Origin of the sequence: Paenibacillus sp. NPDC058071, assembly GCF_042885235.1 — a bacterium.
Taxonomy (GTDB): domain Bacteria; phylum Bacillota; class Bacilli; order Paenibacillales; family Paenibacillaceae; genus Pristimantibacillus.
The window spans coordinates 1-26,430 of the sequence record NZ_JBHVSK010000019.1; the positions used below are offsets into that span (position 1 = coordinate 1).

Genomic DNA, 26,430 nt, shown 5'->3' on the forward strand with positions numbered 1-26,430 from the left:
AGCATCGAATTCATGGATCACTGGGGTACATGACACCTGTCCAGTATCGCCATGTAGCCCTTAAAAAAGCTGTCTAATTTAATGTTGACAATCCACTCTCCCACACATAACAGCACAAGCTAAGTAAGCACTACCTTTAAAGCATTTCTCTGCCTCATTCAAGGAAAAGCTTACCGTGTCAGGTAGATCCCAAGACAATTCTCTTCTAGGCTCAGGCCATAATCTAACACCATGGCTCCATTCATATTCTTCATTTCCTATCTGCCAGTATTCTGTTTGAGCTAGCAATGAGCTTTTGCAGATCGGACATTCCAAAAGGACTCGTTTGGATGGACAGTTTTCATAGTCGGCATACGTTTCATGCTCGCCTTTTACAACGCCATCTACTTTGGAATCACAGTATGGACACTCGATTATCACGTCTTACCTCAATCCTGGATAATGATCCATTTTAATAGTCCATCTACTTGAACTTCTGTCGTGCCACCTAATACAATTACGCACTTACGTCAGCATGTTTTAACTTCGGTGGTATTCGACATTAATTTGCATTTTTCCTGCACCATATAAGAAAAGCGCAGCGTGGGCGCTAAGTACACTAACTATTCCTCCTGATACTCTAATGGACGCATAGGATCCCACTTCTCATGAAACCGATCACCAAGTTCAATAATTTCCATTCCCTTAACAACATTCCCATCGAACAGATCACTGCTATCGTATGTAGCCATATTAAACATAATAATTCGGCTCTTACTCAATCGAATGTAAATTTCACCATAGGACATTCTCAGATTCTCTACTCCATACCAATCTACTAATTCAGCTAGCGTGTTTCTGACTCGATAGTCCGTACTCCCCACACGGATATTCTTTATCTTTCCATAGCCATCTGCATTAAACTCAATACCATTGTAGGTGTATTGGCGGCCGCTGAACTTGTCTTGAGCTATTTCCAATTTGATGATCGAAGCGTACATCAGAAAAAGACAAAAGAAAAAACCCTTATTTATCGATTCCGAGGGCTCTTCGTTTTGTTCGGTTCTATTTTTTCTACAGATAATTTCGGTATTGATGGGGTCAAGGGGGATTAGGTTCGCTCTAACTTGCCTATCGATCTTGGGACGCTCGAACCTTGGTTAAACTTGCTAACGAAGCTACTCAATGAAGTAGATCGCTAAGGTTGATTCAGACGCCGTGCTCCTCCGTTTTATGCAAACTCTTCGATGTCTCTCGGTCACTCCCTGCGCGCGGGCGTACCTATAGGGGTTCATCGCTGCCAGTAGAGCGATAGGGATTTGTATGTTAGAGGAATTGCGAGAGAAGGCCTTGTGGGACAAGGCTCTTTCAGTCGCACTTCAATATAACATTAACTTACCATTATTTTCTTCTAACAATTCTCTCCTGACTTAAATATAATTATAACTCTTTGATATCAATGGGTTAAAGGGGTTTAACATAACGTTCCCGCAGTTTCCGACGTTCCTTCCCTTTAACACCTTATAGGAAAAAGTGGCGCATCCTTGCTTCGCAAGGACTGTGTCATCGGAAGGAGTGTAGGAAACTGTCGTGTTATCTGATGTTCTAATTCCTTAGTATATACTTCTTACAACACTTCTTGTATTTTTTCCCGCTACCACAAGGGCAAGGTGAATTAACCGTAACGTTCTTGTACAAGTTCTTACCTTCCTCTGAATAATTAATGAAAAGTTCCATTTCATTAATTTCTCCTGATAAGTATTCAAAGCAATGTGCTACATTCATCATTTCTTTCGATATTTTCTTGAATTCAAGATCTAAGTTAATAGTGGGGTTAGAATTGTACTCTATAATTACATTTATTGCGGCATTAATATTTTTGAAAATTTGACTTACATGGCGAATTAACCTTGGCTCAAACGAATGCTCTAAGTATTTTCCTGCAATCATTTCAACATATTTTATTTGATCAATTATCCAACCAAATTCAATAGTACAAACTTTTCCAGTTCGAATAATTCTTTTTTTCTCATTATCAATTTCTTTTAATGTAGGAAATATGAGTTGAATAATACTTGATATAAATTTATCATCGTTCTTATTCTCTACTTCATCAGACTCATATATACTTTCAATTTTAGTAGAGAGCATATACATTAAAACCCAAAAATCTTTTTTGATTCCGTTTTCATTAAATGAGTTTATAATATAGTCCGTTCTGACTTTAATATGCCCAAACTTTTCTCCTTTATTATCACTCAATTCTAGTTTAACATCGGTTAAATGAGGTTTTGCCTGAACTAATGGTGCAAAAATTGCTCGGATCGACTCAAAAGAGAACTGTTCAACTTCTCCAATGTACACACCAGATAACTCCATTGCGCTGTCATTCTCATTCTCTTGATCTATCAAAATACCATATAAACTCAATAGAGCGTATACTCCAAGTGATTTGTTTGTCACCTCATCTTCTTCAAAATAAGAATCTACATTATCAATTTGATACTTGTTGTTAATTAGGAATACCGTAAACGCTGCAATCGATGAAAACACTGTCTCAGCTAGTAGATTCATCTGGTCGAAGAAATCATCAAATCTATACTCTTTAGTCGAGATAGTTTTAGTTTTCTTTTGTCTGTTCCTTAGTATTACCATTTGCATGTCGATATCTATATCATAGTCTACATGAGCTTCGGAATGACGTATGATACTATCTACACCTTCAACAAAGTAATTAAGCTTAGACTTTGTTTGCGATGCAAGCTGACCACAAATATCACCAAATCCGGTCCATTCAATTAATTCATCGATATCAAAACTCTTGTCTCTATCTATGTAATTTGCCAATAATAGAAAAATCATGGAATCACGATATATTCCCTCACATAGATCTTTATACCATTTCAGTCCGTTTGTCATAAGAACATGATCAGAAGGATTATTACCATAAACAAATCCAATCGCTATTGAAAGGTCACTTAACTATTTGGACATATACTTGTATTTTTCAGTATATCGATTAAGGAACTCCCTAACTAAACTATTATTCTTTTCGAAAGCTTTCTCATAAGTTTTGTATGCAGTACTCACCTTTCTAAAGAAACTTTCATCATCAAATGCTATAGTACCAACATACTTATAGATAGACAGCTGCAATAGATCATCATTTGAATAGTGCATTTTATCTCTAGATAAAATTGATCGAAAATAGTAACTGGTTTGCTTGCACACATCACTAATTCTCTCTTCAATCGTTCCATTATTGGATGTTTGCCATACCATTCCTAGTATAGCTGAGTGATTCAATTCACCATTCTGAAACAAATCAGTTAAATTTCCGATATTATGAGCAGTAAATATACTTCCAAGTATTGTTACTTCTTGTTCTGAATTATCCAACTTTACTTTTGAGGTATCTTTCAATTTCATAGCATCGTCAACGTTCATAGCAATTGTTGCCATAATTAGTTCAACAACAGACTCCTTGTACGCAATAACTGTAAGTAAAAGCCTTTTGTGAATATTTCTAAATACTTTAGTAGGCTCAAATAAAGTAACTTCACATAATAGATCATATAATTTAATCATGAATGTCTCTATTTTATTAATAATTTCAGCCGTTTCAACTAACTTAATTCCCTCTTGAGTTATATTAATTGAGTAGAAAATGTCAAAGCTTAATTCATTACTTAGTATACTAATATACTCAGAAGTTTTTCCTATTTCATTCTCGTGGAAATTCTTAATTCTTATACCTTTTCTAATTTCTTTTTTTAAGTTTTTATATTCTAATTCTCTAATTTCAATGCTTGATAATACGTTCCCCAATAACAATTTACGAGATTCAACATACGGATCAACATCTTGTCGTTGATTCTCAAGCGATATACCACATTCCTTGCATACATAATATATACATTCATTTAGGTGCCCATTTGCACATTCTACAGCAAAATAGTCTAAGTCTATATTTACCACAACTATCACCTCTTAACATGGAATAGAATTCGAATTTCATATAACGTCCTCAATATTCACGATTCCTAGAGGCTTAAAGAGCGCCTAGCGACTGGGTCGAAGACTTAGCTCGCAGGATTGTCTGCTAATTCACTTCTTCGAATCACATATTGCAGTCTAAGGATCTTTTACGAATTCGCAAATCCTCCTCCCATAAGATTAATAATTATCCAATCATCCTAATGTCACTAAGTAGGCTTATCCAACTGGAGAACCACTTCATTATACATATTCTATCAATATTAAACATTTTTACTACCAAATAAACATTCTGAGATTGTACTTATAGCATTTTCAACAAAATAATCATATATCATTTCCATGATACCTAAACAGATAGGTAGACCTGTCGAGAGGTAATCAAATGCTGGGCACCTTAAAAGCGTTATTCCCATACTGTGACCACGAAGGTTTTTCAACCGGTTTCTAAAGCCTACAGAAAATTAAAAAGCATCGGGAAATCGCCGTGCAACAAGGTTTATTTTTGATGGAGCCGAGGATGATTAGGCTCGCTCTAACTCGCCTATCGATCTTGGGATGTTCAAATCTTGATTAAATTTGCTTTCGAGGCCAACTCAATGAAGTAGATCGCTAAGGTAGATTCAGACGCCGTGCTCGTCCGTTTGATGCAAGCTCTTCGAAGCATCTCGGTCACTCCCTGCGCGCGGGCGAACCTATAGGGGCTCATCTCCCCCTTGGCAATTCACCAAATAAAAAAACGCAACCCTTTACAGGTTGCGTTGAATGTCTTATTTGGTGGAGCCAAGGGGGATCGAACCCCTCACCTCATCGCTGCCAGCGATGCGCTCTCCCAGCTGAGCTAATTCCCCACGATATTTAATTCATCATTTTGCTGGGTGTGTGAATGCTACATGGCGCTCTCCCAGCTGAGCTAATTTCACACTACACAATTCAACGAAGATATCCACCTCCCGTTGTTGTCCACACTACCTTAACTCAAAACAGCTTCTCACTTTTTCGAGCATTGATGTAATGCTCCCCCCACTCACCCAATTGGTCTAATATCGACTTCAAAGACTTCCCTAATTCACTCAACTCATAGACAACTTTTAACGGTACTTCATTATATACCGTTCGGTTGATGATGCCCGTTTCTTCCATCTCCCGAAGATGCTGGGTTAAAATTTTTTGAGATATATCAGGAATTTCCTTCCTGAACTCGCTCGATCGCATCGGCCCGCAATTTAGATAGCATAAAATTAACAGCTTCCACTTGCCCCCGATTACCTCTAGCGTCGCTTCTGCAGGGATATTATATTCCTTTATCGGTTGGTTTTGCATCGGCTAACATTCCTTTAAAAAGTATTGTAGTTACCTTTCGGTACCTAAAGAACCTTATGGTTCTATAAGAACAAAAAAGTGCGTTATTGCTGACTTTTACACCATACTGCATAATTCAATTGTATCATAATCCAATATAAAAAGTAGAGATTGGAAGGTGCTGTATCATGAAAGTATTGACTGTCGTATCACATCCAAGGGCGGATTCCTTAACCTTTGCTGTTGCCAATAAATTCACGCAAGGCCTAACTGATGCAGGCCATGAGACCGAAGTGCTGGATTTGCATCGCATCGGATTTAATCCTGTGTTAGGTCCAGCAGATGAGCCCGATTGGTCATCCATTAAAACTTTCTCCCCTGAAGTTGAGACTGAAATAGCACGTATGAAGAAACATGATGCTCTTGCATTTGTATTCCCAGTTTGGTGGTTCAGTGTACCCGCAATGCTGAAGGGATATATTGATCGGGTGTGGAACAAAGATTTTGCATACGGCTCAAACAAACTGCATCATCGTCAAGTGCTTTGGCTTGGTCTAGCGGCAGATACCAAAGAAGGCCTTGCGAAGAGGCAATATGATAATATGATATACCATCATTTAAATGTAGGAATAGCCAATTATTGCGGCATTTCAAACAGTAAGGTTGAATTACTATATAACACTTTGGATCCAAACCCAGAAGTTCAAGAGCAACTGCTGGAGCAAGCTTATCAACTCGGACTGAATTACAACAACACAATAGCTGACATCGTTTAATTTCGTAGGGTTGTCTAATATCCAATTGCATAGCTGACGAAGCTCCGCCAAACAACAAATAAATCAACCACACCCAGATTGCGTGGTTGATTTTATTTGTTTGGTGACGCCCAGGGAGATAAGTCTCGAGGGTAACTTCACTTTCCAATATAGTTTGACTCAGAGATGCGAGAAGAACACCAATATCCTTATAATGCCAATCAATATTCCGGTCCATGCATTAGCGCTGCCACACTGAATGTTAATGAAAAAACAGCAATATCTGCCGTTTGTATCTAAGATGTTGGTGGAGCCAAGGGGGATTAGGCTCGCTCTAACTCGCCTATCCATCTTGGGATGTCCGAATCTTGATTAAATTTGCTAGCACAGCCAACTCAATGAAGTAGATCGCTAAGGTTGATTCAGACACCGTGCTCGTCCGTTTGATGCAAACTCTTCGAAGCATCTCGGTCACTCCCTGCGCGCGGGCGAACCCCTGACCTCATCGCTGCCAGCGATGCGCTCTCCCACGTTGGTTGGTTTCACTACCATATCACATTCTCATTTGTCGTGAAAAATTCTAAATAATGGCTATCAACCTGTCAGTTTGAGAGGGAAATTAAACCAGATTGCTCTGTAAGAATTGATATGAATTTGATATACTTTCCATGAGTATGTGATGTAAGCATGACATACCGTGGGGGTAGCATATGGAAATGAATTATGCGTTCGTGTTTGTCTTGACTGTTGCCGGGTTTCTTGTTTTATATTTTGGCGGGGCGTGGATGGGCCATCGGTTAACCCAGTTGGCTAAAGGTAAAGTTATTGATAGTCGGCCGTTAAAGATAAAACAGCAAAAAAGAGAAATTGTGTTCTCGCTAATATCCATAGTAATGTTCGGTCTTATCACTCTTTTTACCGTATATTTGATTAATCATGGAATTCTTCATGTGACTTGGACTTTCAATTGGTGGAAATTGCCTATAGAGATTATCGCGCTATTTCTATGGAATGAGATTCACTTTTATCTATGTCACCGATTGTTGCATACCAAATGGCTGTATAAGCATGTCCATTATTTGCATCACCAATCCGTCACGCCCACTTCGTACTCCACATACAGTTTTCACTTTGCCGAGGCATTGCTGCTAGGCAGCGTGATGACCACGGCGCTAATATTGTATTCGTTTTCCTTTCTATCACTGCTGACACTGCCTTTGATGAGCATGATATTGAATGTTCTCGGTCATTATAATTTCGATCTTTTCCCAGAGCGCACGATGAGGAGCCTGCTAAGCTTTACTAGGCGTCACAGCTATCATCACAGCAAAAATACAGGAAACTATGGGTTTTTCCTCCCGTATTTCGACTTGTTGTTCTCCACTCACATTCAGGAAAAGGAGAGGAAGTTATCTTAAACCTAAATTGACTGTGTAAGTTTGCTATCCTGTGCATGCTTTAACTCGACTAACAACGCATGGAGCTGCTCCGTTGCAAGACCATGAAGCACTAATCGGAATCCGGCGCGAAGAGTCGTAAGCGGGACCATTGGATGCTTGTTGTTGATCAGTGCGAGTCTGTCGTTGGTACCAATGATTTTGGATGCTAAAATTCCTACTGTTTCATCAAGTTGCAGCGAATTTGTGGCACGCCAAAAATCGTTGTCCGTTAAGAAGATCTGGTAGGCCGGTGTAAAACACTCGATGGCCGTTGTGAGATCGAGAAAATTGGTCCACCGGTTGGGCATTGGCTCTATCGGGATCGGACTTGTCGTAATCGCGTCAAAATTGAGGTGATCTTGCTTGACGACGTCAATATTTTTTGCGATGAGCTCTTTATTTAGATTGATGATGAAATTATACAAGTTCAGGTCGTGGTTCAGAAACAAATCATCCTTTATGGGGTCAAGATTCGTCGGTTTTAGCGGATTCATCTCTACCTGAATGCCCGGCACATTATCGCGTATGAACTGAAGCACTTCGGAACCGAGATAGAAATGACGAAGGATCATATAGTTCGCATCTGCACTAACGAATGTTTTCATACCCCAATACAAAAATTGATGAAGTCTCTTGGATGAAGTAAATGCTTTGGGCAACACGATTTTATAAATTTGAATCAGAATGATAGACAATCGGGCCAGCGGCCTTAATAACGGCAAAAGGAACTGCCTCGACCTGCTTGAGCAGTCTTTCAGATAAGCGGCTTTCGCCTCCTCGTTGAAGGGAATGCTGCGATCCAGAAAGATCGCCAGAAACGGGTTGGGGTCCCGTTTGTCATGAGACATCTTGGTGAAATATTCTGTTTGGCTCATACGTTTCCCAGCTCCTCCAATTGTAATAAATATAACCTTGCTGTTGTTTTAGCAGTCTTCACGATCCGCGCAGCTATGTCCGAGGTTAGCATCGGATGCTGAATACCCGCCTCTAGACGCTCAAAATGCTTCTCGTCAGAATCGCTGTGATATAGTAGGAAAGACACTTGTTCATTCGTTAAGCCCAACTGATCCCGGATCATTTCCCCCCAATATCTCGCCATTCGGCATCCGAGACCTTCAATAATCCACATCGCCCCCATCAAGTCGAACGGATTCTCCTTGCTTGCACGTTGAAACAAATAGGCGGAGAGTGCTTCGCTGCCGATGTTTTTCTCGCCTAACTGTATAACGGTAAGGTCTCCTCCAACGGCTGTGTAATTTCGTTCCAGGATCTGATAATCGCGGTGCTCATCGCGGGCATGAGCGATAAACATCGATCTTAAATCGATATGATCAATTGAAATGTAGGAAGCGGCGCGCGCGATCCACTGCGATCCATCGATTACCTGCTGACGTATATTTTCCATAAGCAGTTTATAATCTTCTATAGTAAATTTCCCTCGATACAGTTTATGGATAATTGGAACGTGAGCTAGCTTCTGCTCGAAATCGATCCAGATATTGATTAATTGACGGACTAGAGACGTTTGGAGCCAGTTCGTTTCATCATATTTCAGATGGGGTGCCTCCGGCTGCCGCTCCTGAAGTTGTGCGTTGGCTGCGTGATCAGAACCGACGACCGTCAACAGCATGTACGAGGTCTGAAATCTGCCGCTCTCCGGCACCATGCATAGCACCTTTTCACCCGGCTTGAGATGACCCTCATTCAGCAATTCCTCCAGCATGATATAGATCGAAGCGGCACCGGTATTCCCTTTGGTGTATAGGTTCGTAAACCATTTGTGTTCTGGAATGGTCATTCCTCCGAGTTCCATCAGCCGAAAAATTTCGTCCCGAAAAAAATGCGAAGAGTAGTGGCACACCATCCAATCAATGTCCGATGGGTGAACTTTACCTTCTTCAACAAGCTCAAAAAATCGTTTTACGCCGACCTTTGGCATTTCATTGACAAGGCGGATATCCTGCTTTAGGTTGACAGCCCCAATGTCGGCCGCTTCGTGAATTGAAGAGTAATCGAGCCAACTAGCTAGATGACCGTTCGAATCTTCTTTATTTATGCCGGCATACATGCATACGTCATACAGATTCGCGTAAGATTTGTTGTCGATCCATTCTATTTTGAAAGATAACCCTTTACTGCTCGGTTTAGGTTGAAGTACAGTTGCTCCCGCGCCGTCAGAGAGCATAAACCGAAGGAAATCCGTATCGAAAGGAATAGGGTGCTCCATGAACTTGGCTTGTGCTTCAAAGCGGGTATGTTTGAATACACGGCTTGGAAATTCGCTGGCACAGGAAATGGCCGCTCGCTTCTCTCCGGATTGAATTTGCAGGTACGCATTTTTGAGTGCTTGCATGCCGCTGGCGCAAACGCCATGGTGAGTTGCAATTTCCATTACAGGCAATCCGGTTTCGGCATGAACCATGCTGGCAAACCCGGGAACGAGCAGGTCCCCTTGGGTTGTGCCTACCGCTAAAAAGTCAATTTGATCGAATAGTTCCTCTTTATTTTTATCTAAAGCATCGCGTATCGCTAAATGAGCCATTTCCGCATTGCTAAACAAGCTGCTTTGGTTTTTATCTATGGCGTAGTGCCGATATCGGATTTTGTTTTGCTCCAGAATGCGGCGCATCGACTTCGATCCTTTGCCGCCGACTTTACCCAGAAACTCTTCTATTTCATCGTTGCTTACGGGGTCTCCCGGCAAAAATTTACCAATGCTTGTTATGTATACAGGATTCATGATATCCTCCATCTCAAAATTGAACATAAATTATTAAATAAGGATATTCGACTTCTTTCAGCAATTTCCTTTAGTTGGTATATGATAAAATGCAATGAATGACATAGTCAAGTAATGCAAAGAAATGAAAAAGCCTCTAAACACCATTGTGTTTAAAGGCTTTTTACATTATGGAACCTTGGGGATTATGCTCGTTTAACTCACTAGTCCATCTTGGGATGTCCGAATCTTGATTGTTACCGACGAAGCCCATTCCCCGATGACGACCGCTACGGTAGATTCAGACGCCGTGCTCCTTCTCATTCGCTTCGTCCGCGCGGACTGAACCCCGGGGTTCGCCCCCTTAATGGGCTCCACCAAACACAAAAAAACACGCCAGATTTGGCGTGTTATAATTTCGTGTTTGGTGGAGCCAAGGGGGATCGAACCCCTGACCTCATCGCTGCCAGCGATGCGCTCTCCCAGCTGAGCTATGGCCCCATAGGACTTGTCTAATTGTCACCTTAATTCCTTCAAGTAACTTTTATATCTTACAAAAATAATCCCCCACTGTCAACACTTTCTGTAAAAATTTTGAACATTTACAATGGGCGGATAGTCCCTATAGCCTCCGTCTTCTTGCACCACTGTAAATACGGGTCCGCATGGCGATTCCCAAGCATTCAAACATCTCAGAATAACGAGAAAGCAAACGATTCAGCCCGTTTGCCCCCAGCTGACCGCACTCAAAAAAGCCATGAAATCAACTGATTCCATGGCTTCCCGCAATACTCTTCCATTAGCAGCAGCAGAAAAACACCTCTTCCTCTCTACCGCTACTTCTCCACTCCACCCTTAATCACCGAAACAATACTCTCCTGCAATGCCTTGGCGTTCTCCGCCTGATAAGGGTCTCCGTCAAAGATAATCGCATCGGCTATGAAGCCCTCGGCGATTCGCCCGAGGCTGTCTCCGTAACCTAAAATATCGGCAGCCGCCGCTGTAGCGGCGTGCCAAGCTTCTGCGCGTGTCAACCCGCAGTCGATTAGGGCTTCCCACTCGTCCAAGTTGGTGCCATGCAGCATTGGGGTGGCATAGTCGGTGCCGAAGCCAATGCGAACGCCTGCTTTCCTCGCATAGCTTACAGCCTTCGGGTGAGCTTCGGCGGCACGGGCTGCCCGTTCACATAGAACCGGATTCAACGCCAGCACACTGGATGGGTCAGCGGCGATCCGGTAGATGGACACTGTAGGCACAAATGCTGTTGCAGACTGAGCCAGCCGGTAAGCCTGATCCTCTGTCATAAACATGCCATGCTCGATAGAGGCGACCCCATATTTAATCGACCAATCCAGCGCCGCTCCGCCCCAGGCATGCACCAGAACCTTCACACCTAAGTCATGCGCAGCGCGCACAATGGCTGCAAATTCTTCCTCCGTAAAGACAGGATTCAACACGGCTTCTGACGGCGAGCCCAGCCCTCCGGTTGCAAGAATTTTGATCCAGGTCGCCCCGGAAGCTACAATCTCTTGAACTCGCTGTTGTAAAAATTCAGGCCCCCGCGCATCTCCCGCTCCTAGCATATCACCGCAGGTGTGGACACTTAGAGGCTGTCCATAATGTTGGCGGATATGCTCCACAGTTGCAGGCGCAAGTCCACCGGCATCACGTACGCTAGTCACCCCTGTCCGCAGCGTTGCTTCAAAAGCTTGTGCTTGCAGCCCTTCAATCTCCTGCGAATCACGCTTCAACTGGTCGTCATGATCGAAGTCCGTCCAAGCCAGATGGGTATGCAAATCAATGACGCCGGGAGCAATCCACAGATCTCTGCCAGAATCGGAGGGCTGCAAAGGTGAGGCAATACTCGACTCAACTATAGATGAAAAAACACCGTTTTTTATCGTGATATCAAATCGTTTATCTGCAATGCCTGCAATAAAAATATGGCTGAAGGTCTGTTCGTGTTGGGAATTAATGCTCATCGGCACCCTCCCAGATCGACCGCGCGGCGGCAATGGCCGCTGCTGGATCTTGGCCTGTAAGCTCGGCAAGAGTTGTGAGCGCTTGTTCAACACTGTGCCGACTAGCATTGGTGCCGTAATGGTTAATTCGCAGCAATTGGTGGAGCATCGCTCCATCTCCAGGCGCGACGATGCCGATCGGCTGAGCGATATCCAGGGCACTATCTTTGGAAATACGAACAGTCGTATTCAACGGAGCATAGTTGCCCTCATTGACCTGCCATGGCTCAAGCCCAAGTGCTTCCAAACCGGCGACTGTTGCCGATGAAGCGAAACGGTGCCGACGGTGAACGGCTTCCAACCCTTCTTCTTCAATACGCTCCAGCGCTTCAATGAGCGCCCTTGCCTCCAGCACCGGAATGTTAGCCGGAACACGGAAGGAGGAATCCTTCGTATCGGATGAGCGTCTCAGATCAAGCAAGGAAAGGATTGAGTTCCGCGGTGCGCGTTCATTGGAGGCGATGAAGTCCCAGCCACGCGGGGAGATTCCTACAGCACTGACGCCGTTCGGACCGGCTAGCGCTTTTTGCGCCCCAATTGTTACAAAATCGATGCCCCACTCGTCAAGCAACACAGGCTCCGCCCCAATCGCAGAAACCGAATCTACGATGGTTATGAGGTTGGCGCTGCGAGCAGCCTTCAGAATCTCTTCCGTAGGGTTTGTCCCTCCAGTAACCGATTCAGCATGCACGAAGGACAAAGCAACGGGCTTATATTGTTCAATGGCTGCTGCCACGGTTTCCACTGTCGCAACTTCATCGAACGAAACTTTGATTTCAATAACCTCGGCGCCGCCGCGCTCCAGCCACTGTCCGAAAATATCGCCATACGGCCCTGTCACAACATTCAAAATCCTCCGCCCAGGCGCAGAGATGCCAGCAGCAATGGCCTCAATGCCGAGAATGGCTTCACCCGGAATAATGACCGCTGCCTCTTTCGTAGACAGTAGTCTGGCCAGCAATTCCGTGAGACGGTCATGCTCCGATAGAGTAAGTGGTACGAATCCTTGACGCTGTTGACTCATGAGAACCCTCCTGAGATATGGGATGTTGGCATTTTAGGAACGGCAGATAATAATTCATGGCTATAGGAAGACGATGGTCGGGTAAAAAATTGCTCCTTTGTGTTCACCTCAACCAGTCGTCCCTGGCGCATAACGGCAACGTTATCGCTGATTGCATGGATGACGCCAAGATCATGGGAGATGAACAACATCGTCAGATTAAGCTCCGATTTTAGCTTGTTAAAAAGCTCAAGAATACTCAGTTGGACCGAAACGTCCAACGCGCTTGTAGGTTCATCGGCGATCAGTATGCTCGGCTCAACGCTCAGAGCACGGGCAATCGCAATACGCTGACGCTGCCCCCCAGAAAATTCATGCGGATATCGGTCAAGCGCACTTTCATCCATACGGACGCTCGCGAGCAGCTCCTTGCATCTTTTGTCCACTTGTGAACGGTCCACAATTTTATGGAACAACAGCGCTTCGGCAAGAATTTGCCGGATCGTATGCTTGGGATTGAAAGAAGAGTCTGGGTTCTGAAAGATCATCTGGATCTTCTTATGCTGCTCCCGGCTTCGCTTCTTCCCTAATACATGCGAGCCAAGCAGCACCTGTCCCTGTACAGGAGAGATCAATCCGGCGATCACCCGTGCAAGCGTAGACTTGCCCGAACCGGATTCGCCGACAAGACCTAGCGTCGTATGCGGCTGAATTTCCAAGCTTATTTTATCGAGTGCAGTAAAATGATCATAATGAACGGTCAAATCTTCGATACGCAGTCCCGTACTCATACGCTTGCACTCCCTTCAAGCTCGGGTAAAGGCAGTACGGACTCAATCAGCATTTGGGTATATGGATGCTGCGGATGCTGTAAAAGGCTCAAGGCTTCCCCGCGCTCTACAATACTGCCTTGTTTCATGACGCAAAGCTTGGAACATAGGGTCGCGGCAATCGCAAGGTTATGGGTAACGAATACCATCGCAAAATCCAGCTCTTGCTGCAAGCGGGTAATCGTCTCTAAAATCTGCTGCTGCACTGTAACGTCAAGGGCTGTCGTCGGCTCATCGCAGAGCAGAATTCCAGGCTTGCATGCCAAAGCGATCGCGATAACAATACGCTGACATTGACCGCCTGACAGTTGGCTTGGATAGCGATCCGTTTTTTTCAAGGAATCCGGAAGCCCCAGCATTTCCAACAGCTCCAGCGCAATGGTACGTGCAGCTTTACGGCTTACTCGCTGCCTGTAATAGACAACCTCCTCCACTTGGCGAACAACCGGACAAAGTGGATCAAGCGATTTGCGCGGATCTTGAAAAATCATCGCCGCACGAACCTCATTTCTAATGGTTCCGCCCACTTGTTCCACACCACGAGGAAGCAGCCCCAATATGGCACGCAGCGTAAGCGATTTGCCTGAACCGGACTCTCCGACAAGCCCCAGGCTCTCGCCTCTGTCCAGCGTAAGGCTTACACCCGATACTAATGTTTTGGACCCTGCGGCAACAGACAGTTCTTCCACTTCCAAGATAGGACTAGCACTCATTTTCTCCTCCACAAATCCGCCAGGCCATCACCCGTAAGGGACAAAGCAATTCCCGTGTAGACGACTGCGAACCCAGGAACGGCCGAAAGCCACCATGCTGTAGTAATAAAGGATTGTCCGTCTGCGATCATCGTTCCCCAGTCCGGAGTCGGAGGCGCAATACCAATGCCCAGATAACCAAGAGTAACAATGGCTACGAGCAGCCCCACCATATCCGTCATCAGTACAACAACCGCCTGCGGCAAGACGTTAGGCAGCAAATGGCGCAAAATAATTCTCACGCCGGAAAGCCCGAGCGTTTGTGCCGAAGCGATCCATTCCTGCTTGCGGAAAGAGGCGCTGAGCCCTCTCGTCACCCGAGCGAACACAATCCATCCGACTAAAATAAAAGTAATGTAAATCCCCCTCTGTCCAGCGCCACTGGCAAAGGCAACGATAATCACGATCAAATAGAACGGAAAAGCAATGAAGGTATCGGTCACCAGAGAGATGACGCTGTCCACCCATTTGCCGTAGTACCCCGCTAACATCCCCAGAAATACACCTGTGCAAAAAGGGATGATCTCAGCCAGCACCATGATCTTCAGATCACTCCGGGCGGCATAAATCAGCCTTGAAAATACGTCCCGCCCAAGCTGATCGGTTCCTAACCAGTGCTCGGCCGACGGCGGCTTCAGAATCGCGTACAGATTTTGCTCGCTAGGCTGATAAGGGCTGATGACAGGCGCCAATACAGCTAAGCCGACCAGTAAAAGAAGCATAATGCCTCCCGCGACAAGCGAGGGCGTGCTTAGTATTCTTTGAAACGTGCTTTTGCGCTGAATATCCGAATGCAACGGCAGGTCTAATGTAGTAGATTTCATTGTTTTCCTTTCGTCCGGGGGTCAAGCCGCCAGGAAGCCAGTTCGACCAATAGGCTGATGATCACGACAGCGATCGCACAATAAAGCGCGATGCCTTGGATGACCGGAAAGTCCCGTTTCGAAATCGATGAGAACAGCAAGCTACCGATTCCCTTGATCCCGAATACTTGTTCAACAACCAGCGTTCCGCCGATCAGATAAGAGATATTTACCCCAAGCAGCATCAAGGTTGGCAGCGCGGAATTGCGCAGCACATGCTTCAGCAGGATCACCCTTCTCGGAATGCCCGCAGCCTTTAAGGTCACGAGAAAATCGGACTCCAATACCTCCAGCATTTGTGCCCGAAGGGACCTGACCAGCGTAGGAATTTGTGTAAAAGCTACCGTTATAGCTGGCAGTGCGAGACTATGCAGCATTCCCGTCCAGCCCTCACCCACGCCTCCTACAGGAAACCAGCGCAGATGAACGCCAAACAGCAGAATGAGCAGCAATCCTACCCAAAACACCGGCATCCCCAGCGTAATGGTTGGAAAAATGCGGATCAAATGATCCAGCAGCTTATCCTTGTTGGTTGCCGCGAGTATAGCCAGCACAAGTGAAAGAAGGATGGCCAGAAGACTGGCCATCACAATTAGCAGCAATGTAACAGGAGCACGATCCGCAATCAGCTCTCTGGCAGAAGTGCCGGAAATAATCGAAGCTCCGGTGTCCCCGTGAGTCACTAAATTTTTCACAAACCGAACATACTGTTCACCGACTGGAAGATCAAGTCCGAGCGTGTGATGCATATTGGCAATAGCCTCGGGCGTGCTGTATTCTCCCAAGATCATCTTGGCAGGATCTCCGGGTACGATTCTGATTAGAAAAAAGACGGCTGTCACCACGCAGATAACGACAAGCGCTGCTCGAAGCAGCGCCTGGGTCAGCCATCTGCGCGATGAATCCCCTTTAACGGATGGCTTTATCTCTGTATTTGATTTAATCATTTTTTGAGTTGAACATCTTCAAAGCGAAGACTGCCGTTCGGAAGAACCACCAGGCCATCCACGGAAGAACGGGCGCCAATCAGAATATCAGGATAGTACAAAGGAATGTAAGGCACTTCATCTGCAAGAATCTGCTGCAGCTTGGCGTAAATCTCGCCGCGGCCCGCGCCATCCGACGTTTTCTGGCCTTCATACAGAAGCTTAGTTACTTCCTCATTCGTATAGTGCGTCCAGTACGATTTGCTAAACCCATTCGGATCAGTCTGGAAGGCCAGAATCGAATTGGCTTCCGGGGAATCCGCCTGTCCGCTGTTCAACATCGCAGCAAAGTCATATTTGAAGAAACGCTCACGGAATGTCGCCAGCTCTACCTGTTCAATCTCAATGTTGATACCGATGCTTTTTGCCGCATTTTGAATAATTTGCGCCTCTTGAGCACGGGCGCTGTTGCCGGAAGCAATCAGCAGCTTCGTGCTGAACCCGCTCGGGAACTTCGATTTAGCCAGCTCAGCCTTGGCTGCCTCGACATCAAGGTTTAACGCTTTAATCGAATCGTTCGTGTTGTATGGAATTGCCGGCGGCAGCAAGGAATTGGCCGGTTTCGCAAAACCAAACGTAAGCGCTTGGGTCAAGCCGTTGCGGTCAATCGCCAGCGCCAGCGCTCGGCGAACGTGAACATCAGAGAAATGCTGATCCAGTGTGTTAAAGAACAGCTGCTCCGTTACCCAGCTTCCGTTCGTAAGCACAGCGGTATCGGTTCCTGCTTTCACTTCGTTCGCATTTTGCAGCGCTAACGTTTCAATGGCGTCTACTTCTCCAGCTTTAAGCTGATTGATCGCTTGGCTGTCGTCTTCAATAAGCTTGTAGACCAGTTTGTCGATATACGGCTTGCCTTCCTGCCAGTAGTTCGTATTCTTAGTGAAGGTCACATCGCCGGCTGGGTCCCATTTCTCAACGACAAACGGACCAGTACCGACAGGCTTCTTGAAAAATTCTTCTTCAGAAACGCCGCCGAAGTTGTTCGGGATGATGCCATTAGAGAAATTGCTCAGCTCTGAAATGAACGGCGTGTAAGGCTCTTTGAGAGTGATTACTAATGTTTTGGCGTCTTGCGCTTTGGCCGAAGCAACCTGTGCCGAAATAGCCAGCGGTCCGCCTACCTTCAGGTGACGCTCAAGCGAGAACACCGCGTCCTCGGCTGTCACTTCAGTGCCGTTCGAGAATTTCAAGCCATCGCGAAGCACAAACGTATACGTCAGACCATCCTCGCTGATGCTATGCGATTTAGCCAGCCAGTCGACGATCTCGCCTTTGTTATCAAAGGCAACAAGCGGTTCAAATACTTTATCAATCGCAAACGCGTTATTCGATGTAATCTGATTATGCAGATCAAAGGAATTAACGGCCGCCGGACGTCCGTAGGTAAAGGTGCCGCCGATCGCAGGTTTGCCCCCATCCGTACTTTGATTGTTGCCTGTATTTGCACTTGGGCTCTCCGTAGAATTTGGACTTGAGCCCGTATTCGAACCGGAGCAGCCTGCTACAATAATCAATAAAGCAAGAACTAACGGCCCGACCAGAAACGACTTTCTCAGTGATGAAAATAATGTAGACACTCCAAATCCTCCTTTAGTAAACAAATCATATGTGATTAGTATGGATTACATTATGGATCACACTTTTTCTCCTGTCAAATAAAAATTTTTTTGAGTCCAAAACCTTCCAAAGGCCCGATTTTATGCGGCTTCTCGCCTTTCAGGAAGCTCATCCTTCTTGATCCAACCTCCCTTTAATTTTCCAAGGTAATTGAGTAATTATACGGAAAATAGAAAACAAAAAAACGGCATTTCTGCCGTTCTCTGCATTCCATATTGGTAATCAGCGTTCACCGATTTTTATTATAGATAGGTGCCCGAAGGCATTTTGTTTAGTCTTATGTCAGGGTTTCGCTTCCTTTAACTAGTAACTGGCAATGCTCCCAGATCTATATGCTGTTCGGCTAAGGAATTTGATTTTTTCGCTTCCCGCATTACCATAAGTCCGATCAATAACGATGCGGCCCCAATAATAATGAGCAATGCCCCTAGCTCTAAGCTATAAGCCGTCAGAGCCCCATCCCGAAACGCCATTCCGCGAATCAATCGGTTCAGCCAGTTCATCGGCAGCGCCCATGCCGTGACTTGGAAGAAAGCCGGCAGCGCAAGCGGAGTCAATTGAATACCGGTAACAAGGAACGACGGGTACAGAAGGACGCTCATCCGCGAGCCGACTTTGGACACATCCTTAGCTGTGTAACCGAGCGCCATCCCGAGCAGGGATAAGGCAAAGGAGTACAGCAGCAAAGGAATAATAAATACATAAGGCTTCGCCTCAAATCGCAAGCCGCCTACTTGCTTCAGCAAACCATAGCTTAAGAGCAAGGAGATGGTGCTAAGCACGGCGTAAGGCACGCTGCGAACCCACAGCTGAGCAGGCGAGGTGCCATTCGCGAACAACTTCCCTTCTTTGCGAAGACGAGGGGCGACGGAACCTGCAGCGCCAGTCAATATCATTAATACGACAATATTAACAAATCCGATCACCATCGTACCGATAAAGCTGGTCGTCGGGTTATACAGCATTCGCTGGACGAGCGATAAGGGAGAGACAATGCCCCTGGCCGTTTCGGCGTCCATCCCTTGTTGAGCGAGTCCGGTCATGGATATCGTCATATTTTCCGTCGTAATGATTTCTTGAATAGCCGTTCTAATGCCAGTAAGCCCAGAGGGCATCGTGTTATCCATTAAGACACCGATATTGGATGACTTTCCTTGCGCTCTGCGCAGCTCCAATTGGTCAGGAAGGATAATAACGGCTACGGCCTTCTCGTTAGCCAGCAGCGTATCGGGATTCATCCGACTGGAAAATACATTCGTGACCTTCATATATTGCGATGCATTTATTTTAGCGGTTAACTGCCGTGAGTAAGAGCTGTGATCCTCATCGATGACAATAACCGGGGTTTCATTGATTTGATTTTTCGAAAACATTAATCCGAAGAACAAAGCCGAAATTAGCGGGGCTACAAAAATAATGATCAGAAACTTGCTGCCCGCTACGTACTTCCACTCCTCAGCCAGCGATTTCATCGAAATCCACCTCCGCCGTCATACCCGGAAGAAGATCAGCATTCGAAGGTACGGAAATACGGACTAAAAACATGCTCACGTCTGCTTGCCCTTTCTCTCTAGTCATGCGCAAGCTGGCAAACTGAGGAGCGGCCGCAATCGAAGCGACAGTTCCGTCCACCTCGATCTTACGGTCCAGATAAGGGAAATGAATCTTGACGGTTTGGTTCAGTTTAAGCTTTTCAATTTGGCTTTCCTGTACGTAGAGGTCCGTATAGTATTCGGTCTTTTGCACAACGGCAATGGGCATTCCCGGCATAAGCTGCTCTCCGGATTTGACAGCAACTCGGTAAATCAGTCCGTCTTCTGGGGATAGAACCTCTTCCTCGCTGCCTTCCGCAGACTTCACTTTGAACAGCACATCGCCTTTTTTAACAAGATCGCCTGTCGCCGCATTCGCCTGCTCTATGGTGCCTGGCTTATTATTATAAAAGATCGTTTTCGATTCGGCATCCAGTACGCCCTGCTTTCGATTCTCGGCCCTGCTCACCGCATCTGTTCCTTTTGCCACAAGCAGCGAACCTCCTGCAACCAATACAAGCGCAAGCACAACATATAAAATCCATTTTTGCTTCATGTAATGTCTCTCCCTCTCCCTGAAAGAACCCATATATTTTTAATTTTTATGGTTGATCGTCATTTTTCTAACCGCGTTCTCCGCAGCCTCCATCATCACTTCACCCAAAGTAGGATGAGGATGAATGGTCATCGCCATATCTTCGACTGTCGCTCCCATCTCGATGGCCAATGCCAGCTCCGATATAAGCGATGACGCTTCTACTCCAACGATTTGTGCGCCCAATATAACGCCGGAAGATTGATCCGCTACAATTTTCACAAATCCTTCCGTCTCTTTCAGCGCAAGGGCTCTTCCGTTAATGCCGAATGTGGATTTGCCCGTAATCGCTGGAATGCCTTTCTCCTTGCTCTCTGTCTCCGTTAGTCCAACGCTAGACAGCTCCGGTTCGGAGAAAACGACAAGCGGAATGGCTTTGTAATCAATAATGGAAGGTTTCCCTGCAATGGCTTCCGCCGCAACCTTCGCTTCATACGAAGCTTTATGGGCAAGAGCCGGACCAGTTCGAATATCCCCGATCGCGTAAACATGTGGAACCTGCGTTCTGCACTGTTCGTCCGTCTCAATCAGTCCTCTGGCCGCAACCTGCAAGCCAATGCGTTCAAGACCTAACTCCCCATCCGTATTCGGTCTTCTGCCCACTGTCACTAATGCATACTCTGCTCGAACGGAATGCTGCTCCTGCCCTTTCGTGTAATGGAGCGTTAGGCCGTCCGCATCCTGTTCGACTTTTGCTGCCTTAGCATCCGTAATAACTGTTACGCCGTCTTTGCTCAACTGCCGGACTACGGGTGCGACCAGATCCGCCTCAAATCCGGGAAGCACTTGCTCGCCTCCTTCGAGAATGGTCACTTTCGTGCCGAATTTGGCATACATCTGACCGAGTTCAATACCGATGTAACCTCCACCAACAACGACCAGGCTTTCTGGAAGCTTAGAAAGCGACAATGCTTCCGTCGACGACAGAATGCGCCCGCCATACGGCAGCGCCGCAAGCTCAATTGGGCGGGAACCCGTGGCCAAAATAACATTTTTAAATGAAATTCGTTGTTCAGTGTCCTGCTGTTTGACCGCCACCGTATGCGCATCAATGAAGCTTGCGTCACCTTGGAGGAACGTAACTCCGGCTGTTTTCAACAGAAATTGAACGCCGCCCGACTGCTTGTTCACTACCGCTTGCTTGAAGGACTGCGCCTCGTCGAAAGTAGCTGCCCCCACCGCACTGTTCCATTGTCTGTGTGTTTGGAAGCGATGACTTTCCGCTATCAGTGCTTTGGAAGGGATGCAGCCAACATGGGTACACACTCCGCCGACCTGGCTGCGTTCGACAACCGCCGTCTTCATCCCAAGCTGTGCGGATCGCTGCGCTGCCACGTAACCTCCCGGGCCTGATCCGATGACCAAAGTATCAACCGATTCTAATTGGATCATTTTTTGTATGCCTCCCACCTAAAATATTATGAACGTAATATATTATAATCATCATATTTTAAAATCGTCAATAGCCTCTCTTATTCTGTCTTGCTAGGAACCGTTTTAATTAATGAAAATTGACACCCTTAATTATGATATCTATAATATTTTAAAGATTAGATTTGTATGAAGGAGCGTGTACGGAATGCCCTATCCTGAAGGTCATAAGTTAAAAGTTCGCGGCCGAATTATCGAAAGTGCTGCCAAAGCTTTTCGCACGAACGGAATTCGTGAGATCAGCGTCCCGGTCATTATGAAGGGGGCAGGTCTAACGCATGGGGGATTTTATTCGCACTTTGACAATAAAGAGCAGCTGGTCTCGGAAACTTGCCGGTATGCGATAAGCGATACCATAGCACTGCTGCAGAAGGCAGCAGATCAGGCGGGAGAAAATCCGAAGATCGATGCTGTGATTAACTTTTATTTAAGTTCGTATCATCGGGATCAAACAGAGATTGGCTGCATCCTCCCCTCCCTTTCCGGTGAAATACCGCGGGCTTCGGAAGAAGTGCGTGAAGTGTTCACGCAAGAGCTGCAGCGAATGATCGATTTTATTTGCGATCTGGCGAAAATCGATCAGGCTACAGGCAATGCTGTCATCAGCCTCATGGTCGGAACAATTGTACTGGCTAGGTCGGTGAGTGATTCCGAGCTAAGCGACGGACTGTTAGCCGCTGGCAAGGTGAATGCTATGGGGTTGATTAAATAAAGTTTATATACTAAACTACCTTTATGACAAAAGAAACGAGTTATCCCAACGATGAAAGCAACCAAGGAAGTAAAAACTTAGGCCGATTGATCATGCAGCTTAGGCGTTTAGAGCGCCAGCCTCATACATTTGGCAGCGTGGGCAAGTTAACGCCTAGTGAGATTCATACCATTGATGCTATCGGCTATGACGGTGCCGTACTCATGAGCGAACTAGCGGCGCGGCTTGGCGTGACGAAGGGAGCAATCACACAGCTTATCGACCGTTTAGAAGCGAAATCGCTGGTGATGCGTTCCCCCCATCCACAAGATTCAAGAAGCTCCCTCTTGTCTCTCACTGAGAACGGAAAAGAGGCTTATAAAGCCCACGAAGCGGTTCACAGCGCTTTCTATGATCAGCTAAGATCGCAGCTCAGCGAGCAAGAAATAAAAATTTTCGAGAAAAGTATAAACATTTTAAATCATATGCTGAGCAAATAAATTTTTTTGGATATTTAGTTTAGTTTCTAAACTATATGGAATGACACCATTTGGAGGAAACAACATGCTGAAAGATAAAATCATCGTTATTGGCGGTTACGGTCATGTAGGACAAACGATCTGCAAGGAGCTAGCCCGGAGCTATCCAGGCAAAGTATACGCTGCAGGAAAAACGTTAGTGCGAGCAGAAGCGTTCAGCCAGGCCACAGAGGGCAAGGTTCAGCCTATGCGAATGGACATTCATGAGGCTCCTGATGCACAGCTGTTATCTAATGTAAAAGTTGTGATCATGTGTCTGGATCAGCAAAACACAGCTTTTGTTCAAGCATGTTTATTGCAAGGCATTCGGTACATCGACATCTCAGCGGATTATCGTTTTTTGTCTCAAGTCGAGCAGCTTCATCCGCTAGCAGCCGCCAATGGTTCAACTGCGGTGCTTAGTGTCGGTCTCGCACCTGGCTTAACGAACCTGTTATCGCTCCGTGCCTCTCAGCTTCTGGATGGTACTGAGGAAATTAACATCTCCCTCATGCTGGGATTGGGCGATTCACACGGCAAAGCAGCCATTGAATGGACGATTGATAACATGCGATTCAACTTTCATAAGATCAATCAAGGGAAAGAAGTGCGCGTCGCAAGCTTTGCCGATGGGCGAAAAACAGATTTCGGCAGCACACTGGGCACTCGCACAGCCTATCGCTTTAACTTTGCAGATCAGCATATCTTGCCTCGCACCCTTCGAGTCCCAAGCGTTTCAACACGGCTTTGCTTTGATCATGCCGCTCTGACCTGGGGAATGAGCTTTCTGAAAAGGCTTGGAGCTTTTAAACTGCTGAATATATCATGGCTACGAGATTTAACCGTAAAACAGTTCGGTGCGATAAAAATAGGAGAGCCCATGTTCGCCTTAAAAGTGGATGCGATCGGCAAGAAACAGGGGCAGCTGGCGCATGCGGAATGCTTCATGCAAGGTATTCACGAGGCTGAGGTCACTGCAAAAGTAGCCGCATTTTTGGCAAAGCAGCTTTACACGTCCGAAGTGCCGCACGGTGTTTTTCATATTGAGCAGTTGTTCGACTATGGATTTTTCGAAGAGGCCTTGCACGATATAACCCTTACGTCATCTCAGGTAATACTTGACCCCAGCTTGCCTAGATCTAAAGGAATATGAGCATGTGAAAAGCAGTCCACCAAAACAAAAAACGCAACCCCTATTCAGTTGCGCTGTGCTTATTTTTTGCATTGAGTATGCCTAATCGGCGTGTTAAAATCTGGATGATTTTAGAAAACGATCCGTGGAGGAAATCAAATGAAAAAACTCATCAGCGCAAGATTGTCAGGGCAGTTGCTCATCAGTTTTTTAATATTGCTGACTGTTTTTCATGTACTCATTTTATTGAGAGTCGTCCCTTATGAAATCGTTTGGGGCGGGCAAATCAACGATTTTTCATCGTTTGTCATCTTAGAGGCAGTATCTTTATTATTAACACTCGTATTTATATGGGTAATCTCTCTAAGGATCAATATTGTCAAAACGAATAAATTCAAAAGAACGATTCAGGTCAGCGTATGGTTCATCTTCGTCTATTTTCTTCTGAACACAATTGGAAATTTTGCTTCTAATGTTTCTGCTGAACAATGGATATTTGCGCCAATCACGATTGTCGCGACACTGCTAGCATTCAGAATAGCCATTGAGAAAGATTAATTTCTTGGAGTCACCCTCTCTCCTCAACGTCCACACTATGCTCCTTCCCCCATGCACACAACATTTCCAGCACAGGCATCAACGTGAAGCCTTTCGATGACAATGCGTATTCTACCTTTGGCGGAACTTGCGGATATTCTGTACGAATAAGCAGGTTATCCGCTTCTAGTTCTTTCAACTGGGTACTCAGCATTTTATGGGAGACGTTTCCAAGCGCCCGCTTCAGCTCGCCGTAGCGAAGAATTTCTTTTTTCCATATCCAGAATAAAATATGCATCTTCCATTTGCCATCAATTAATGAAATTGCATAAGAAAATGGCGCAACATTTACTTCTTCCAAACTTCCTTCCTGATTGTTCAGCTCCACTCTCTCCTTTTAGATAGTATCTATCTTTAAAGTGCGTACTATACAGAAAGTATAGTCCTTTCTACAATAAAATACGAACTCTAAATGAAGGGGAGAGATACAAGATGAACTGGAATTTCCTACAGCCCTACACCTTCGCCAAAGGGATTACACTAAAGAATAGAGTCGTCATGGCGCCGATGACAACCATGTCCAGCTTCTTCGACGGTTCGATAACGGGCGACGAGGTCGATTATTACGCGGAAAGAGCGGGCGGCCCAGGCATGATCATTACTGGCGTTGCGTATGTTGCCGAGAACGGAAAAGGCTTTGAAGGCGAGTTGTCCATTGCTAAGGATGCCGATATCAAGGGACTCTCGAGAATTGCCGACGCTATTCATAAAGACGGTACAAAAGCCATTATCCAAATATTCCATGCCGGACGCAAATCCAATTCAAAGATTCTCAGAGGCGTTCAACCGGTAAGCGCAAGTCCTATCGCAGCTACACATCCAGCGGATTCGGCAACGCCGCGTGAGTTGAGCCATGAGGAAATCGAAAGTATCATTCAAGATTTTGGCAAGGCCACATTACGGGCAATCCAAGCTGGATTTGACGGCGTGGAACTGCATGGGGCTAACACCTACCTCCTGCAGCAGTTTGTTTCTCCGCATTCCAATCGACGGTCGGATGAATGGGGCGGCAGCTTCGAGAAACGGATGCGGTTCCCATTAGCGGTTATTCATGAGGTTGCGTCTGTCATCGCTGCACATGCAGAGAAGCCGTTTTTGCTTGGCTACCGTCTTTCTCCAGAGGAGATCGACACACCGGGCATTCGGTTAGAAGATTCTTTGGCTTTTGCTGATAAGCTGGGGGATACTTCGATAGATTACCTTCATCTTTCATTGGCCAGCTATAAACGGACACCTCTTCATCATCCTTCCGATCAAGAGCCGGTTCTTGACAAGTTTGTTCAGGTTATATCAAACAAGAAGCCGCTTGTAGGAATAGGCTCAGTCGAACGGCCGGAAGATGCGGAAGCCGTTATTCATGGAGGCGCGGCTTTGGTAGCAATCGGGCGGGAACTGATCCGTGAGCCGAAATGGGTGCAGAAAGTGGAAACAGGCGATCTGGGCAGCATTCGCTACCGCCTTTCGGCATCAGAGATGGATGAATTGCGCATTCCGCTGGCGATGCAAGCTTACCTCGAAGGGTCATTTAGGAAGGTTATGCACTTTACCACGGATGAACTCAATGAGGATAACTACCGAAATTCGCTCGCACCGATGGAAGGCTTTGAGAAGAAGATGTAAGGAAACCGAAAAGCCAGTCCTCTCGCCTAAACGATTGGACTGGCTTTCTTAT

The 26,430-nt window shown here is 45.8% G+C and carries 23 protein-coding genes and 2 tRNA genes; 7 read left to right on the plus strand and 18 right to left on the minus strand.

What is annotated here, in order from left to right:
- Positions 1-1,584: 1,584 nt before the first annotated feature.
- The 4 genes from ACFVTB_RS23125 to ACFVTB_RS23140 form a co-directional block, all read right to left on the minus strand.
- Complete coding sequence (locus tag ACFVTB_RS23125) at positions 1,585-2,898, minus strand: SEC-C metal-binding domain-containing protein (RefSeq protein WP_387754598.1); 1,314 nt, start codon at positions 2,896-2,898, stop codon at positions 1,585-1,587.
- Positions 2,899-2,961: 63 nt separating this feature from the next.
- Positions 2,962-3,957, minus strand: coding sequence for a hypothetical protein (locus ACFVTB_RS23130; protein ID WP_387754601.1), 996 nt, complete (start codon positions 3,955-3,957; stop codon positions 2,962-2,964).
- A gap of 793 nt (positions 3,958-4,750) precedes the next feature.
- Positions 4,751-4,824 (minus strand) — tRNA-Ala (locus ACFVTB_RS23135).
- 129 nt (positions 4,825-4,953) lie between these two features.
- Complete coding sequence (locus ACFVTB_RS23140; RefSeq protein WP_387754603.1) at positions 4,954-5,298, minus strand: winged helix-turn-helix transcriptional regulator; 345 nt, start codon at positions 5,296-5,298, stop codon at positions 4,954-4,956.
- 167 nt (positions 5,299-5,465) lie between these two features.
- Between ACFVTB_RS23140 and ACFVTB_RS23145 the strand changes: the two genes are divergently transcribed.
- Both ACFVTB_RS23145 and ACFVTB_RS23150 read left to right on the plus strand, forming a co-directional pair.
- Complete coding sequence (locus ACFVTB_RS23145; protein WP_387754606.1) at positions 5,466-6,053, plus strand: NAD(P)H oxidoreductase; 588 nt, start codon at positions 5,466-5,468, stop codon at positions 6,051-6,053.
- 689 nt (positions 6,054-6,742) lie between these two features.
- On the plus strand, positions 6,743-7,450 hold the full coding sequence (locus ACFVTB_RS23150) for a sterol desaturase family protein (protein ID WP_387754609.1): 708 nt from the start codon (positions 6,743-6,745) through the stop codon (positions 7,448-7,450).
- Positions 7,451-7,452: 2 nt separating this feature from the next.
- Here the strand turns inward: ACFVTB_RS23150 and ACFVTB_RS23155 are convergent, their stop codons facing one another.
- The 13 genes from ACFVTB_RS23155 to lpdA form a co-directional block, all read right to left on the minus strand.
- Positions 7,453-8,346, minus strand: coding sequence for a DUF6999 family protein (locus tag ACFVTB_RS23155; RefSeq protein ID WP_387754611.1), 894 nt, complete (start codon positions 8,344-8,346; stop codon positions 7,453-7,455).
- Positions 8,343-10,211 (minus strand): beta-ketoacyl-ACP synthase III, encoded by a 1,869-nt coding sequence (locus ACFVTB_RS23160; RefSeq protein WP_387754614.1) that lies wholly within the window; start codon positions 10,209-10,211, stop codon positions 8,343-8,345. The genes ACFVTB_RS23155 and ACFVTB_RS23160 overlap by 4 nt, the downstream gene beginning before the upstream one ends.
- Positions 10,212-10,615: 404 nt before the next feature.
- Positions 10,616-10,691 (minus strand) — tRNA-Ala (locus tag ACFVTB_RS23165).
- Between the two features lie 335 nt (positions 10,692-11,026).
- Positions 11,027-12,172: an amidohydrolase family protein gene (locus ACFVTB_RS23170; protein WP_387754617.1), complete on the minus strand. Its 1,146-nt coding sequence runs from the start codon at positions 12,170-12,172 to the stop codon at positions 11,027-11,029.
- Complete coding sequence (locus tag ACFVTB_RS23175; RefSeq protein ID WP_387754620.1) at positions 12,162-13,235, minus strand: pyridoxal-phosphate-dependent aminotransferase family protein; 1,074 nt, start codon at positions 13,233-13,235, stop codon at positions 12,162-12,164. The genes ACFVTB_RS23170 and ACFVTB_RS23175 overlap by 11 nt, the downstream gene beginning before the upstream one ends.
- A complete protein-coding gene (locus ACFVTB_RS23180) occupies positions 13,232-14,005 on the minus strand; it encodes an ABC transporter ATP-binding protein (RefSeq protein WP_387754623.1) in 774 nt (257 codons plus the stop codon). Before ACFVTB_RS23180 ends, ACFVTB_RS23175 begins: the two co-directional genes overlap by 4 nt.
- Positions 14,002-14,757: an ABC transporter ATP-binding protein gene (locus ACFVTB_RS23185; RefSeq protein ID WP_387754625.1), complete on the minus strand. Its 756-nt coding sequence runs from the start codon at positions 14,755-14,757 to the stop codon at positions 14,002-14,004. Before ACFVTB_RS23185 ends, ACFVTB_RS23180 begins: the two co-directional genes overlap by 4 nt.
- Positions 14,754-15,620 carry an ABC transporter permease gene (locus ACFVTB_RS23190; RefSeq protein WP_387754627.1) on the minus strand — a complete coding sequence of 289 codons (867 nt, stop codon included), beginning with the start codon at positions 15,618-15,620 and terminating at the stop codon, positions 14,754-14,756. Before ACFVTB_RS23190 ends, ACFVTB_RS23185 begins: the two co-directional genes overlap by 4 nt.
- Positions 15,617-16,606: an ABC transporter permease gene (locus ACFVTB_RS23195; RefSeq protein WP_387754630.1), complete on the minus strand. Its 990-nt coding sequence runs from the start codon at positions 16,604-16,606 to the stop codon at positions 15,617-15,619. The genes ACFVTB_RS23190 and ACFVTB_RS23195 overlap by 4 nt, the downstream gene beginning before the upstream one ends.
- Entirely contained in the window at positions 16,603-18,222 is a 1,620-nt protein-coding gene (locus tag ACFVTB_RS23200; protein WP_387754633.1) for an ABC transporter substrate-binding protein, read from the minus strand. Before ACFVTB_RS23200 ends, ACFVTB_RS23195 begins: the two co-directional genes overlap by 4 nt.
- A gap of 339 nt (positions 18,223-18,561) precedes the next feature.
- Positions 18,562-19,734, minus strand: coding sequence for an ABC transporter permease (locus tag ACFVTB_RS23205; RefSeq protein ID WP_387754636.1), 1,173 nt, complete (start codon positions 19,732-19,734; stop codon positions 18,562-18,564).
- Entirely contained in the window at positions 19,718-20,350 is a 633-nt protein-coding gene (locus tag ACFVTB_RS23210) for an HlyD family secretion protein (protein ID WP_387754638.1), read from the minus strand. Before ACFVTB_RS23210 ends, ACFVTB_RS23205 begins: the two co-directional genes overlap by 17 nt.
- Positions 20,351-20,389: 39 nt before the next feature.
- Positions 20,390-21,781 carry a dihydrolipoyl dehydrogenase gene (gene lpdA, locus ACFVTB_RS23215; protein WP_387754641.1) on the minus strand — a complete coding sequence of 464 codons (1,392 nt, stop codon included), beginning with the start codon at positions 21,779-21,781 and terminating at the stop codon, positions 20,390-20,392.
- A gap of 187 nt (positions 21,782-21,968) precedes the next feature.
- Between lpdA and ACFVTB_RS23220 the strand changes: the two genes are divergently transcribed.
- The 4 genes from ACFVTB_RS23220 to ACFVTB_RS23235 all read left to right on the plus strand — a co-directional run bounded on the left by ACFVTB_RS23220 (position 21,969) and on the right by ACFVTB_RS23235 (position 24,719).
- Positions 21,969-22,532 (plus strand): TetR/AcrR family transcriptional regulator, encoded by a 564-nt coding sequence (locus ACFVTB_RS23220; protein ID WP_387754644.1) that lies wholly within the window; start codon positions 21,969-21,971, stop codon positions 22,530-22,532.
- Positions 22,533-22,555: 23 nt separating this feature from the next.
- Positions 22,556-23,011 (plus strand): MarR family winged helix-turn-helix transcriptional regulator, encoded by a 456-nt coding sequence (locus tag ACFVTB_RS23225; protein WP_387754647.1) that lies wholly within the window; start codon positions 22,556-22,558, stop codon positions 23,009-23,011.
- A 64-nt stretch (positions 23,012-23,075) separates the two neighbouring features.
- Positions 23,076-24,182, plus strand: coding sequence for a saccharopine dehydrogenase family protein (locus ACFVTB_RS23230; protein WP_387754650.1), 1,107 nt, complete (start codon positions 23,076-23,078; stop codon positions 24,180-24,182).
- A 138-nt stretch (positions 24,183-24,320) separates the two neighbouring features.
- Positions 24,321-24,719, plus strand: coding sequence for a hypothetical protein (locus ACFVTB_RS23235; RefSeq protein ID WP_387754652.1), 399 nt, complete (start codon positions 24,321-24,323; stop codon positions 24,717-24,719).
- A 10-nt stretch (positions 24,720-24,729) separates the two neighbouring features.
- Here ACFVTB_RS23235 and ACFVTB_RS23240 read toward each other — a convergent pair whose 3' ends face one another.
- Positions 24,730-25,086: a winged helix-turn-helix transcriptional regulator gene (locus ACFVTB_RS23240; RefSeq protein ID WP_387754655.1), complete on the minus strand. Its 357-nt coding sequence runs from the start codon at positions 25,084-25,086 to the stop codon at positions 24,730-24,732.
- 104 nt (positions 25,087-25,190) lie between these two features.
- Here ACFVTB_RS23240 and ACFVTB_RS23245 point away from each other — a divergent pair, with 104 nt between their 5' ends.
- Positions 25,191-26,378, plus strand: coding sequence for an NADH-dependent flavin oxidoreductase (locus tag ACFVTB_RS23245; protein ID WP_387754658.1), 1,188 nt, complete (start codon positions 25,191-25,193; stop codon positions 26,376-26,378).
- Positions 26,379-26,430 lie beyond the last annotated feature (52 nt).